This window comes from Enterobacter sp. PP-008-ECC_S150, assembly GCF_045257065.1.
In the GTDB taxonomy this organism is placed as follows: Bacteria; Pseudomonadota; Gammaproteobacteria; order Enterobacterales; family Enterobacteriaceae; genus Enterobacter; species Enterobacter chengduensis.
Map to the genome: position 1 here is coordinate 13,467 of NZ_JBJHHG010000012.1, position 13,648 is coordinate 27,114.

General features: G+C 42.3%; 11 protein-coding genes. 7 read left to right on the forward strand and 4 right to left on the reverse strand.

The window, feature by feature from the left end; all coding sequences use genetic code 11:
• Positions 1-131 precede the first annotated feature (131 nt).
• The 7 genes from ACJBF3_RS14175 (at position 132) to ACJBF3_RS14205 (ending at position 10,109) form a co-directional block, all read left to right on the forward strand.
• Complete coding sequence (locus tag ACJBF3_RS14175) at positions 132-974, forward strand: TnsA endonuclease N-terminal domain-containing protein (protein ID WP_000090707.1); 843 nt, start codon at positions 132-134, stop codon at positions 972-974.
• Positions 961-3,084: a transposase gene (locus tag ACJBF3_RS14180; RefSeq protein ID WP_000351437.1), complete on the forward strand. Its 2,124-nt coding sequence runs from the start codon at positions 961-963 to the stop codon at positions 3,082-3,084. The genes ACJBF3_RS14175 and ACJBF3_RS14180 overlap by 14 nt, the downstream gene beginning before the upstream one ends.
• The gene (locus tag ACJBF3_RS14185; RefSeq protein ID WP_001049180.1) at positions 3,084-4,532 is read left to right on the forward strand and encodes an ATP-binding protein; all 1,449 of its coding nucleotides are present in this window, start codon (positions 3,084-3,086) and stop codon (positions 4,530-4,532) included. The genes ACJBF3_RS14180 and ACJBF3_RS14185 overlap by 1 nt, the downstream gene beginning before the upstream one ends.
• Before the next feature lie 40 nt (positions 4,533-4,572).
• Positions 4,573-6,129 (forward strand): TnsD family Tn7-like transposition protein, encoded by a 1,557-nt coding sequence (locus tag ACJBF3_RS14190; RefSeq protein WP_045327196.1) that lies wholly within the window; start codon positions 4,573-4,575, stop codon positions 6,127-6,129.
• Between the two features lie 11 nt (positions 6,130-6,140).
• A complete protein-coding gene (locus ACJBF3_RS14195; protein WP_000262423.1) occupies positions 6,141-7,067 on the forward strand; it encodes a hypothetical protein in 927 nt (308 codons plus the stop codon).
• A 352-nt stretch (positions 7,068-7,419) separates the two neighbouring features.
• Complete coding sequence (locus tag ACJBF3_RS14200) at positions 7,420-7,719, forward strand: helix-turn-helix transcriptional regulator (protein ID WP_001097216.1); 300 nt, start codon at positions 7,420-7,422, stop codon at positions 7,717-7,719.
• A gap of 563 nt (positions 7,720-8,282) precedes the next feature.
• Positions 8,283-10,109: an AAA family ATPase gene (locus ACJBF3_RS14205; RefSeq protein WP_001710867.1), complete on the forward strand. Its 1,827-nt coding sequence runs from the start codon at positions 8,283-8,285 to the stop codon at positions 10,107-10,109.
• 168 nt (positions 10,110-10,277) lie between these two features.
• Here the strand turns inward: ACJBF3_RS14205 and ACJBF3_RS14210 are convergent, their stop codons facing one another.
• The 4 genes from ACJBF3_RS14210 to silR all read right to left on the reverse strand — a co-directional run bounded on the left by ACJBF3_RS14210 (position 10,278) and on the right by silR (position 13,606).
• Positions 10,278-10,628 carry a DUF305 domain-containing protein gene (locus tag ACJBF3_RS14210; RefSeq protein WP_000647571.1) on the reverse strand — a complete coding sequence of 117 codons (351 nt, stop codon included), beginning with the start codon at positions 10,626-10,628 and terminating at the stop codon, positions 10,278-10,280.
• 147 nt (positions 10,629-10,775) lie between these two features.
• Entirely contained in the window at positions 10,776-11,207 is a 432-nt protein-coding gene (gene silE / locus ACJBF3_RS14215) for a silver-binding protein SilE (protein ID WP_000790485.1), read from the reverse strand.
• A 244-nt stretch (positions 11,208-11,451) separates the two neighbouring features.
• Positions 11,452-12,933 carry a copper/silver sensor histidine kinase SilS gene (gene silS, locus ACJBF3_RS14220; RefSeq protein ID WP_032980331.1) on the reverse strand — a complete coding sequence of 494 codons (1,482 nt, stop codon included), beginning with the start codon at positions 12,931-12,933 and terminating at the stop codon, positions 11,452-11,454.
• Entirely contained in the window at positions 12,926-13,606 is a 681-nt protein-coding gene (gene silR / locus ACJBF3_RS14225) for a copper/silver response regulator transcription factor SilR (RefSeq protein WP_000697968.1), read from the reverse strand. The genes silS and silR overlap by 8 nt, the downstream gene beginning before the upstream one ends.
• Positions 13,607-13,648 lie beyond the last annotated feature (42 nt).

The following is a 13,648-nucleotide window of genomic DNA, read 5'->3' on the forward strand; positions in this document are numbered from 1 at the left end:
AAGCACTAAAGTTGTAACCATTCTCAAAAAACGACGCTAATGTTGTATACTTACTGAATGTGTGGTTATAGGGTTGGAGACTATAAAATGCACATATAGGTACGTATCAATGTCGTTTTTAGGGTACGATCATGGCTAGGGGTAGGCGTCTCAAATCCTATTTGGATTATGAAAATGCGCTAGGTGACGGCATAGGAGTGGGCTATGGCCAAAGTTATCAGCCCTGGCTTAGAGCTCAGGACGTTAAATCCCGTGGAAACCGTTCGATAGTCTTTGGCCTTAAGACGTTTCGAAACCATCATCTCCTTTCTTCTGTCGAAAGTAACTTTTTCTATCTGGCTGAGTTTAATGACTCGGTGATTGATATCCGGGAACAATTCCCACTCTTTCCTCTCCGGCTTACCCAACAAATAGCAAATCATCTACATTTTCAACATCCTATGGTGAGGGGAGTAAGAGGAGTACCTGTCGAAGTTCTGAATGTTATGACAACCGATTTTTTACTGACCTTGAGAACTCCTGAAGGCGGACTTCGATACAAAGCTATAGCAGTAAAACATAACGAGAGCATACCTGAACGCGAAGCCCAAAAACTTGAAATAGAGAGGATGTTTTGGCAGTTGATTGATGTTGAGTTTCAAATTTATGTTGGCTCGGAACTCAATAACGTCGTCGGTAAAAACATTTGCTGGGCTACTTCTGTATTAAGAGATGGTTCTGAATTTTATGATAAATATCCTCTTGATAAAATCCTATGGAAGCTTAAACCAGATGTTTATCCCATAGTAGGACTACGTGCAATGATTTCATCAATCTTTGGGGTAGATGCACAAGAAGCGATGATGTTATTGCAGGCAATGATTGGATTAAAAATGATAAATGTTGATTTATCATATCCAATACTCGAAACCGGTCTGATAAAGATAATTTCCAATGACCACTATATAGGACTGAACGCAAATGGATATTATTAGGAATTCAGTCTGGCTCTCTCAAGGCACTGATTTGCTTGCAGAGGGACTTTACCGTGTTTTGGATTTTGACAGAAAGGTCGATTTGTTAATTTTGTTTAAAATAAAATCAGAAAGAACGGGTAAGCCAATCCCTTTCTCATTTTCAATGTTTAAATATTATATTGAATCAAATAGCATAACTTGTAAAGATTATATATATCCTTCATATATGTTAGTAGATGAGAAAGAATTAACAGATAAAGACAGAGGAAGGCGAGATGAAAATTACAATATCATTAAAGATCTTGTAGATGACAGAATGTTTCTGTTCGACTATGCATTACATAAAAAGTCGCACCTTTTAATGGATTACTCAAGAAATAAAAAAATATCACAATATACTATCAGAACGCTTCTGGCGTTGTATTGGCGACATGGGCAGGATATTTATGCATTGCTACCCGCATTCTCGAACTGTGGCGCCGCTGGGAAAAGTAGAATCAAACATGAAATTAAACTTGGGAATTCCAAAAAAAACAGAGCATTACCTAATGAACGATCACGTGTTTTCATTCTTAATGAAAGAGATATAAATAATATTAGAAAATCTCTCATTACGTATCATTATAAAGTTAACGGAGATACGATAAAGAAAACATTAGAGAGACATATTGATTTGTATTTTAGGGATGAAATTAAAACAGCAAACCTAGAAAATAGAGCTCCATATGTTCCTTCTTTAAAACAATTTTCATACTGGAATAAAAAACTCTTCACTAAAGATTTCTCGATAAATAAGAAGAACACGAAAAAAGAAATAGACCTCAAAATGCGGGCGCTTTTAGGTAGTGTGGCTAATACAACTGTTTTGCCGGGTGATGTTTTCGAAATAGACTCAACTGTCGCTGATGTACATCTTATTTCGAGTTTAAACAGACGAAAAGTCATTGGGCGTCCTACTATTTATACAGTGGTGGATCGTGCAACAAGAATGATTGTTGGCCTTCATGTTTCTTTATACCATGCTTCATGGCGAGCCGCCCGACAAGCGTTAGCAAATTGCTTTATGCCAAAAAAAGAATATTGTAGATTATTTGGAATCTCTATTACTGATGATGATTGGCCTTGTTCTCACATTCCATTAACATTGATGTGTGACAACGGGGAGATGATTGGTCTTAAACCTCAGGAAGAGATGACCCCCCTGACAAAACTTGAGTTTGCGCCAGTCGGTAGAGGCGACAGAAAAAGCATTGTTGAACGCTGTTTCGGCATTCTGAATGATGAGGTTATTCATAGGCTTATTGGAACAACACGAAGGGGAAAGATTGTTAAAGGAGAGCCAACACCGCAATCCAGGGCTTGTTTAACGATTCAGGAGGTCACGTCTTTACTGATTCGGGAGATACTTGCACATAATCAGAGAACGTATGAGGAACTGGCTTATATCAATCCCTTACTGATTGAAAATGATCTCGTAATATCACCAAAAAATAGTTGGATGATAAGCTTAAAGCACGGGAGATTCAGCGCAAGAGCCGTTGGGGCCGACGAAGTGATCGCACGATTGTTAATCCCTGTGAACGCTAACATTACCGCCGGTGGGATTCAGTACAATAATCTTTTTTATGAATGTGATCCTGAAATTGCATCAGGTGTCAGAGTATTTGGAAGAACCACTTGTGAAGCAAGAATAGATGACAATTGCGTAGATTATATATATGTAAGATTTGACAAAAATAGCATTTTCAAAAAACATTACCTACTTAAGAAAAGAGATGTATTTAAAGGGAAAGCTCATCTTGATACAGATGTAATGGCTGATTGGGTAGATACTCAAAAAGAAATTAATTTATTTACTCTGGATTCGCTCAGCAATATCAATAATAAAGATGAATTTAACAGGAAAGGTAACGAAAGATTAAATGAAATATACGAATCTCGCCGGGTACATGGTAAAGATATTAAAAAGAACAGGAAAAATGAACTTGATTCATTAGGGCGAACTCATGTTGCTAATGGAAGATCTGAACCCCTACTTCCTTCATCCAGTAATGTTCTGCTTTTGCCTGGCCGGGAGGAGAAACAAAGATGGTTAAAAGGTAAGAAGAAGACTGAGGACGCAGAATAATGAATCTTATACGGCGCGTTTCAGCGATATATAAAGAACAGGAGTTACCTGAGTATCGTGGCAATCCCTTAATTGAAGCACTTCCTGAAGCGCTTACGGAAGATGAAGTACTTCTGGAAATGAGTTATTTCCCCGAAATTGACGAAAAAATCCGCTGGACTGCCCCGGCGAATGTTAGAGAGCAGTATGTCGAACGTATAAAGAAATTCCGTTGCCCTCAAACCAATCTTATCCAGGCTTATAAGATGATCTTACGGGCACTTAGGGAAAGCTATGCAGCTCGTAATCCTTTAAAAAGCGGAACAATTCAATATCTTCATTACTATGGAAATGAGCGTCCTGATATTGAGCCAGAAAGTGGATATTTTAAATCCCAGGCTGAAACTATTACGATAGTTGGAATGAGTGGTTCTGGAAAAACTACCATGATTGAGCAAGTCATGGATCATTTCCCTCAGATTATAGAACACAGCAGCTATAAAGGAGTTTTTCCCGGCTTCAGTAAGCAAATTGTATGGGTAAAGATTAATTGTCCATACAATTCAAGTGTGAGAGACCTTTGTGAAGAGATTTTACAAAAATTAGATGATGCAATTGGTATTGAACGAACTACACCTGAGATTAGAAATGGTGCTCTGGCTCGCCAGATTGCACAAAGAATTAAATCATCATTTTTGGGTATCCTTGTTATTGATGAAATGCAGAGGCTTAAATTTTCAAGAACCGGGGGTGAGAGTAAGTTGATTGATTTTTTACATGAAATTGTAGATTCCATGGGGGTATCTATGGTTTTTTGTGGAAATCATCCTTTTGACGAGACGCTGACAAAGAAAATGAGAATTGCCAGGCGGGCAGAGTCTGGTGGTTACATGAAAATTAAGAATGTTAGATACGATTCACAAGACTGGCAATCGTTTATTCATTATTTATGGCCATTACAATGGACAAATGTTGAAACTCCATTAAATGATGAGTTAAACGAAAAATTATTCATTTTATCTAAAGGCAATATTGGATTGGCTCAGATGATTTATCGGGGGGCACAATTAAAGGTTATCGGTAGCGGCAATGAAATCATCACTGGCGCAGTCTTGTCGGCCTCTGTACCGGTACTCGTGAGTCATACGGAGGAATATAAGGATACTCCACTCCCGGGGGCCGCGACTGAAGATGAGGAAGCTAAATGGCTCTCTGCATCTAATGAGGGTGATGCTTCGGCTAAAATCATGGCAGAGAAGTCCCTAAAGTCTTTGATCCCTGGGGATATAGACAGGCCACAGCACAAGGAATTCGTAGGAAAAATAGACGAGGTTTTGCGCAATTTCGACGAGAAAATACTGTCTCTTGACCACGATCTTGTTATCAACAGAACAGCTGAAAAGAAAAATACCTACGATGCTCTTCAGCGTTGCGGGCTTATAAATATAGATCCACTTAATAAATTGTAATGAGGTAACAGTTCGTAACGGTCAAAGAGAGGTGTGGGAAATGAGAATGTTGCCTGTTTTGCCTGATGAATCCTTGTTCAGCCGGTTTTGTCGGACAACTACCGTGTACGGTATGTCCCCATCTTCTCTGTTAACGATCATTTTCAACAAACCTGATATGAACGTCCATCCAATTCTCAATTCAGGATTAAAGGCTATTTCTCTTCATACATCCGAAAGGGCAGATCAGCTCTGGCATGAACAGACTTTACTCCCTCTTTTTGCCTGGGCACTACCAATCAGTCGTAATGAAATTATGGATTTCAACACGACCCCTGCCAGGCTTAATCGATTGTGCCGCCTTAGTAATTTTTCACTAGGGCAGCGCACACTATTGAAGTTTTGCCCGGTTTGCGCTCGTGAAGATACTTTTCATTATGGTGTTACTTATTGGCATCTGGCGCATCAGCTTCATGGGGTTACAACCTGCCATCGGCATCCGGTAGCGCTTGAAAGCATCCATGTCCCTTCTTCACCGCACATACGTATTGGACTGATGCCTCCTGTTTCGTATACAGAACAACTTAGCAATGAGATAGACTTCGATTTTGCTAAGTTTTGTTATAAGTCCCTAAATATAATCAGAAGAAAAGATATTACACACCCCAATTACATGGATGTACTTAAAAAGTTGAATTTATTATCATTGGATGGAAATTTAAAGAAAAATGTATTCTACGCACATGTTTATGCTAAGTGCCAGTTATTTGGGGAGGGTTCATCGGGACTTATACCAACATCCCTAACTGATTATCATTACTGGGAGCCTATACTCAAAGACAAATGTTGTCAGCATCCCACAAAGCATCTTTTGCTTTGTTATTGTTTGTTAAATACTTGCTGGCCAACGTATGCAGGAAGTCGTACTAATAAAAAGAAAGAAATCTTTAAAAGTCATAAGAAATACAGTTTTCATATAGTTGAAAATAATACTAGTGTTAGCAACTTTGGGAAGGAATTTAGTCGCAGCAGATGTTACATTAAAACACTTATTTATAAAAAATACCTGAGGGCGTTTAAGCGAAACACAAAAATTAATATATTCACTGAATTGCTTATCAAGTCTATGGCTGTAAGGGGGTTTAGTCTGGCATCCATAGCTGAGAAAAACTCATTATCGGAAGGAGCTGTATCCTCTGTAATTTCATCTTGTTACGGTTTATGCTCATGGCGTAAAAAATGTAAAAAAGATTCTTTAAGACGGCGTCATAAGCAGAAAATATTAAGATTTATACATAATCAATCCGTTTCTATAACACGAAAGTTAGTCAAAGAAAGTTGTTATGCAAGTTTCTATTGGCTAAATAAACATGAATGTGACTGGCTTAATTCCTGTCTTCCTAAAACAATACGATGCTATAAAAATAAAAGAGTAGACTGGAGCGAGAGAGATATTATCTCATCATCATTAATAAATGATGTTTTATCTCAGGGGCAGTACTCGATGTCACTTACAAGTCTAGATGCTTTACTGGGAGGGCATGGCTGGCTTTTGAAATACAGAGATAAACTACCAATGACAATGATACTTCTCAGAAAAATGGAACTAATTAAATAAGAGGGAGTTATATGGTTTACGAAAATGAATTGTGGCACAGTTTTCTTCTGCGTTCACAGATAATGTATAACTTATCCAATTGCAGGAACATAATATCAAAGCATGGCGCACTAAGGTACGATGCCTTTCCTCGTTTCGAACTGATTGATATGTACAAATTGCATAGCTTGCAGGATATATATGACATTCTTGCCACTAGAAATGGTTATATACTAACTTCCAATATAGTGTCGTTATCTTCTGGTGTTTACGGGTATTTTAACGCTGTTGAAGATGCCTGTCGGAAAAATTTTCACATAACTAATTCATATCCATTGGTAAACATCTCAAACATTCGTTACTGTCACAAATGTATTGTTGAAGATATACACTCTAAAGGCATTGGTTATCTGCGTCATAGATGGTTGTTTGAATCTAAATGTGCAGTTCATAGTACCAGTTTATATGAGGTTTGTTTTGATAACTATTTGAATGCAGTGAAAGGACTTAGTGACTTAATTATAAGTGGAATAAATCCTCATGGTTATTGTTCCCTTGTGGTTGACGTTTCAAACCCTTTCAAAAATCCAGTGTATATATTACCATGTGCACGTAATAAAATTTTAAAATGGATTTCGGACAATAAAAATATGCTGATTTACTTTCTCTTTGATCTCTTCAAATGTAAGTCGCATTCAAGTTTATCTAAGGTTATCGAAGTCAAGATAATGCATGATAGATATATTTCTGCGGTGTTCAAGATGTTAAGTGAAGTTAATTTTTGTAATTTCAACTCATTTATTTCTGATATTTTTGAGGACGTAAGTTATGCCTCTATCGGACTTGATGATTATTCTGTTAATGTGCATTTTCTCAGGCTAAGGGCTGCAGATTGTAAATTTTGCCAGTTGAATGGTAAATATTTTTGCTCACTTTACAATGTAAAACTTCTTCGCTAATTTCACTTCATTTATAAAATACTAAGAAAGCTAGTTAGATAAGGTTTTATATTTTGACTGGGGCAGGAATAAATTATCACTCATAGAGTTTCCCTGGGGGTTACCACCTGTGTATGATGCCGGTTAGCAACAACGTCTAAAAGACCTGCGATCACGTGGGTCCCTCTCCAGCAAAGGGGCAAGGGGTGCTATATAACGGTGTACTGCTTACCCAATACGGCCTTGTATTTGAAAGATGCCGCATCTTGGCAGGATTCGTATTACAGCCTATAGTCTGTTAATGAGCATTACAGCCTATATGCTGTAAATCCCTGCGTTATGCTTGTTAACTCGTCGATACGGAAGGTCACTTATGAACACTCAATACGCTTTGAAGACTTTGAATCAGTTACGTCCTGTTTTAATCGGCTTTCGCAAAGCCAATGGACTGACGCAAAAAGATGTTTCTGAACGTTTGGGTATAACACAGCAAACTTATGCCCGACTAGAGGCCAACCCTGCAAGTGCGGGTTTTGAGCGTTTGTTTAGGGTGTTCAGCGTCCTTGGAGTGGAGATCGTACTTTCATCCAGGGAACCATTGTCAGATGCAAAGCCCGAATACGGAGCTATGCACAATTATTCTTCACTTCCAGCCAGGCGGGAGAAATGGTGACGCCTGGCGCTTCCCGGTCTAATTTTTCTTCAACAAGATTAACCCCTTAGCGGCCTGAAGTATCAGGTTGCGATAGAGCCTTTCATTTCTTCTGTTATGTTAAATACACCATTTTGAGCTATTTCGCTCGGCCTTAAATTATCTCTTCATTCTTCAGTGAAAATTTTATGTCGATCACATTATCGATGAATTTAGGAAATAATCCGTAAATGAAAATCTATCTTCTTTTAAATTCATCAGTGTCAGTAGCAAATATTACGCATAAAAGAATGGTTATTATTATCATTTAAATTATAAAGCTCATGAGTCAATTCCAAAAAATATAATAAGCATTGAAATCATTACCCGTGATTCTGGAGTTTTAACTTTGCCATGTAACCAACCACAAGTTAGTTTCCGGTGTTTTGAGGGGCAGTAAAGTTCTGAAAGCGCGACCAGATCATAATCCCGAAATGTCGTTAAGATATTCTGAATAACGGTTATCCCTGCTTGTTGGCAGGCATTTGAAAATATATTTTGTATTCAGGTTGCAGCAAAACGCTTTCTTACACACAGGACTTCATATGCGGCTCAGAAAATTAAAACTGAAAAACTTCAGAGGCTACAGAAACTCTACTGAAATCATTATTGATGAAAGCATGACGGGTATTATCGGTCGTAATGACTTTGGGAAATCAACGCTTCTGGAAGCGCTGGCTATTTTTTTTGAAACAGAAGGAATGAAGGCTGACAAGAATGACATGAACTGTTTCAGCCTAAGAGAAGGGGACGGCCGTTTTGAAATAGCCTGTGAATTTGATGACCTGCCCGATTTTATCATGATCGACGACAGGGTGCAGACCACGCTCGCCTCAGAACATCTGCTGAATGAGGACGGCAATTTTGAAATCGTCAAAACGTTTAAAGCAACGACCTCAGGAAAACCGGAGCAGACCTGCATCCGCTGCATCCACCCGGATGAGGAGCCCCTGAGAAATTTACTGGGCATGAAAATTTCTGAGCTCAAGGCGGTGGGAAAAGAAGTTGAAAAAAATGTGGCGGATAAACGCACTGCATCGTTATGGCGTCAGGCCATCAGGGAAGCCGCAGCCCCCTATACCTGTTCGGAAATTATGCTGGATGTCGATAAAGAGTTCGGAACCGACACAAAATCATTATGGGGTAAGATCCTCGATTTGCTGCCCACGTATGCGATTTTCAAAGCCGACAGGGAAAGCAGCGACGGGGATTCCGAAGCTAAAAACCCCTTACAGCAGGCCGTAAAAGACGCTCAGGCTGCGCTGCAGGACAAAATTACAGCGCTGGAAAATGAGATTCAGGACAGCGTCCTGGATGTCGCACAGAGAACGCTGGATAAATTACGTGAAATGGCCCCCGAACTCGCCAGTGAACTGACTCCACGATTTAAGGAGAAACCCAAGTGGACCTTCAATTTCACCCTGGACGGGGAAAATGGCATCCCCATCAATAAGCGCGGCAGCGGGATAAGGAGGCTTATCCTGTTGAATTTTTTTCGGGCTGAGGCTGAAAAGAATGTCGCGGGGACGCCCAGAAATGTGATTTATGCCATAGAGGAGCCTGAAACGTCACAGCATCCGAACTATCAGATGATGCTGATGAAAGCGTTACTGGCACTGGCAGGCCAGCCGCACCGTCAGATTATCGTCACCACCCATGTCCCGGCGCTGGCCGGATTAATCCCTGTCGAAGGCGTACGTTATGTTACCCGAAATGAGGCGGGTGAACCCGTAGTAAAAATGCCGGATGACGCAGTGCTGAAGGAAGCCACTGAAAGCCTGGGGGTGCTGCCAGAGACCGGTATGGAAAGGGCGCAGGGGATTGTTCTGGTAGAGGGAAAGTCGGATGTTACTTTCCTGAGGCATGCGGCCAGTTCATTAAAACAGTCAGGTGCGCTGCCAGCCTCTCTGGAGGACGTGAAAATAGTGCCAGTCCTCATAGGAGGGTGTGGTAGCGTCAAACACTGGGTTACATTGAATCTGGCCAAAGATCTGGGGCTTCCCTGGTGCGTATTTCTGGACTCCGATATTGGGGGAGACCCTGCACAGGTTCTGTCCATCCAGAAGCGTAAAAAAGAAGTAGAGGAGGCCGGTAAGGTATTTTTCGCTACGCGCAAACGTGAGATAGAAAACTATCTGTGCCCGGATCTTATCGAGGAAATTACTGGTGTAGCCGTCACGTTTACGGACACCTGTGACGCTAAAAAAATAATCGGCCGGGCTGTGGGAATGAAACCCGATAATGTACTAGATAAATTCTGGCCTCAGATGACATCAGAAAGAATCATCTCAAGATCAACCTATCATGACGGAACGCAGGAGAGAAGCGAGCTGGTTGAGATCCTGAGCGACATTGTATCCATGACGAGATAATGTATTAAATAAGCATCTCAGGTGCATATATTCCGGTCCTCAACAAAGGACCGGAGTACAGAGTAGTAAAAACCCGAAATTAATCGGGTTTGAATTATATAAAGATTAACCGACTCCCGCGCCCAGGAACGATGTAAAATCACGCTTGTCGTGACATTTCTACAATGTTTACTTTTGACTATCAAGCCATTTATTCATCTGCTCAATTTCACCTTTTTGAGCTTTAATGATGTCCTGCGCGAGCTTTCTCATTTTCGGATCTTTTCCGTATTTGAGCTCGGTCTCAGCCATTGCTATTGCCCCTTCATGGTGCGCTACCATGCCTTTCGCAAAAGCCTTGTCGGGATCGGACTCATTTACGGCAGCCATCATTTTGTCATGCATGTCTTTCATGCCAGCCATATATTCCTGTGACGAAGCCGAGGTAGACATATCAGTCATTTTCATTTCTGAATGTTCTGCTGAAATCGCTGGCAGGGATAACATTAATACTGCAAATAAAGTGTTTCTGGCTTTCATAAAAAATATCCTTTTAGCGTTGATGCCCGTTAACTGTAGCAGAATCTGATAAAAATGCCCCCTGTAGGGGGCAAAGATGTTGCCATATATCCGGTTACGGAAAAATCTATCAAGGAAATAAGGACAGCACAGATACTTCCCTCGCCGTCAGCCTGCACTGAGCATGCGACGATGCGCTTCGGCCATGGCCTGATGTGGGCCAGACTGACCGTTATTCATAAATTCATGGGCAACTGCAGCTCTTTCATGCTCATTCATTGCCGCTAATGACTTCGACGGCCCGGTAGGGGAAACGGTCTGACTTCCCATCATCCTCTGATGACTTTCCACCATTTTCTGGTGCGCATCCGCCGACCCGTTCGTCATGGTTTCATGAGCAATAATGGCCTGTTCATGCTGGTCCATACCGGCCATACGAGGTGCAGTCCCCTGGATCCCGACAGGAGCCGCAGCAGACTGCATCTGGTGAGCAGGTGCCTGTGCATTGTTGACCCGCTCATGGATATTCACGGTTTCAGTGGCCCAGGCCGAAGAAATTAAGCCAAAGCCCAGCAAGGATGCTAATACGATATTTTTCATGATAACTCTCCATTTCTTAATTAGTGATGTCCGGGGGAGTACAACCGGTGTTTTCAGTTCCATAACTGAAACAGGTTCGGAAGTGTTTATTTCTCCGGGAGGGGACTGGATATTCATTTCCTGGCGTCCACTGACGCCGGATATTGATAAAGCAATCCAGCCTTCCTGATAAGTTGCACTAATTATATCGAATGGCTTCTGTTTGCTGCATGACAGGCTAATGACATCTTTGTCATTTAAATCTTTATTCCCAGCACTGGGTGTCCGGAATCATTTTCTCCAGTCTGGGCACGGATAAGATAAAACGCGTTGAGTGTACGTCCGATTCCACCTGCACTCTTCCGTGATGTGCTTCCACGATTGACTTCACAATCGCAAGGCCGATGCCGCTGCCTTCTCCTTTTCGTTGTCTGGACGGATCCACCCGATAAAAACGGTCAAACAACCTTGATAAATGCTCTTCAGGGATTGGTTTCCCCGGATTTTCAATCACAAGGTCAAAAAAGCTCTCCTGCTCTCTTATTGAGACGGTGATTGCCTGTCCCTCCGGGGTATAACGCAGGGCATTGGATAACAGATTATTGATCGCCCTTCTGAACATTTGTGGATCTCCCTCAACCAGGCAGGGCATCCCGTTAAATTTGAGCGTGATATTGCGTTCTTCGGCCCAGGCTTCGAAAAACTCGAAGACTTTCATGACTTCCGCTCTGAGGTCAAACATGACCCTGTCAGGTATCAGCTGATTATTATCTGCCTGTGCCAGGAACAGCATATCGCTGACCATTTTGGTCATCCGGTTATACTCTTCAAGACTGGAATAGAGGACATCCTCAAGTTCCCTCTGTGTTCGATCCTGACTCAGTGCGATTTCAGTCTGCGTCACCAGATTGGTGATGGGCGTTCTGATCTCATGCGCGATATCGGCAGAGAAATTGGCCTGGCGGGTAAAGACATCCTCAATCTTTCCAATCATATGATTGAACGAGATAACCAGTTGCTCCAGCTCAATGGGAACGCGTGTCGGTTCCAGTCGCGCATCAAGATTCTCGGAGGTGATGTTTTTAATGGCATTGCTGACATTACGAAGGGGCAGGTGCCCCTGACGGACAGCGATTCGAATGATCAGAACAATCAACAGGCTTATCACGACGGCAATCGCAATCAGGTTCTTTTTCAGCGCATCGAGGTAATGGAGATGGAAATTAATGGATAGGCCAGTCAGCATGACATAGTTCTGCTGTTTGCCCTGAAATATCGCCTGACCAGAGGAGGCGATAATCCTGTATGTTTCCATCTTCATTTCGGACCCGGTATCCATCGGTCCCGCAGGCTCCTCCACCGTCCAGAGAAAGACATCCCGTGCGCGGCTGTGCTCGCTAAAATCTGCTGAATTCACTGCCGGGCGTAGTGCCGCCCCCTGAGCTGAGCTAAAGAGCACTTCCCCCCTGGGATTGAGGAGCAAAAGGGCAACGTTGCGGTAGCTGGCAATTGATTCCTTTATTTTGCTTATTTTTTTATCATCCGGATCCACCGGGGACTGCAGTATACGGTTCAGTGTGGTGCTGATTTGTTGAAGATCGCTGACATCCTGCTCGGCAAAATGATTTTCAACAGAATGCAGCATAAACCAGGTGAATGCGATAAAAGCCAGTATCGTGGACAGGCTGATAAAAAAGGTCAGCCGCAGAGCGAGTGAGAAAGGGCGTCTGGAAGGTTTGCTATGCATCCGGGACCTCCAGCATGTAGCCCACGCCCCGGACTGTCTGGATCAGCTTTGTCTCGTAATCGTTGTCTATTTTAGCGCGGAGTCGCTTTACTGCGACATCGATCGCATTAGTGTCGCTGTCAAAATTCATGTCCCAGACCTGAGAGGCAATCAGGGAGCGGGGAAGAACCTCTCCCTGATGGCGAATGAAGAATTCCAGCAGGCTGAACTCTTTACTGGTGAGCACAATGCGGTTTCCGGCGCGACTGACTTTTCTGGATACGAGATCAATCGAGAGGTCAGCCACCTTAAACTGGCTTTCCGTGATCATCGTGTTTCCCCGCCTCAGAAGGGTTCTCACCCGGGCGAGCAGTTCGGCAAACGCAAAGGGTTTAACCAGATAATCGTCCGCACCCAGTTCCAGTCCTTTGACCCTATGTTCGATCGTGCCGAGGGCTGTCAGCAGTAAGACCGGCATACCCTTTCCGGCAGTGCGCAGCATGCGGATGATATCCCAGCCGTTCACATCAGGTAGCATGATATCCAGAATGACTAAATCATACTCGGCTGTCATGGCGAGATGATATCCGGTAAGACCATTATCAGCGTGATCCACTACGAACCCTGCCTCTGTAAGCCCTTTGCTGAGATATTCACCTGTTTTAATTTCGTCTTCGACGATCAATATTTTCATCTTGCTCCCCGGCTGGCTGCTAATGTCATTCTATTGCGCCCA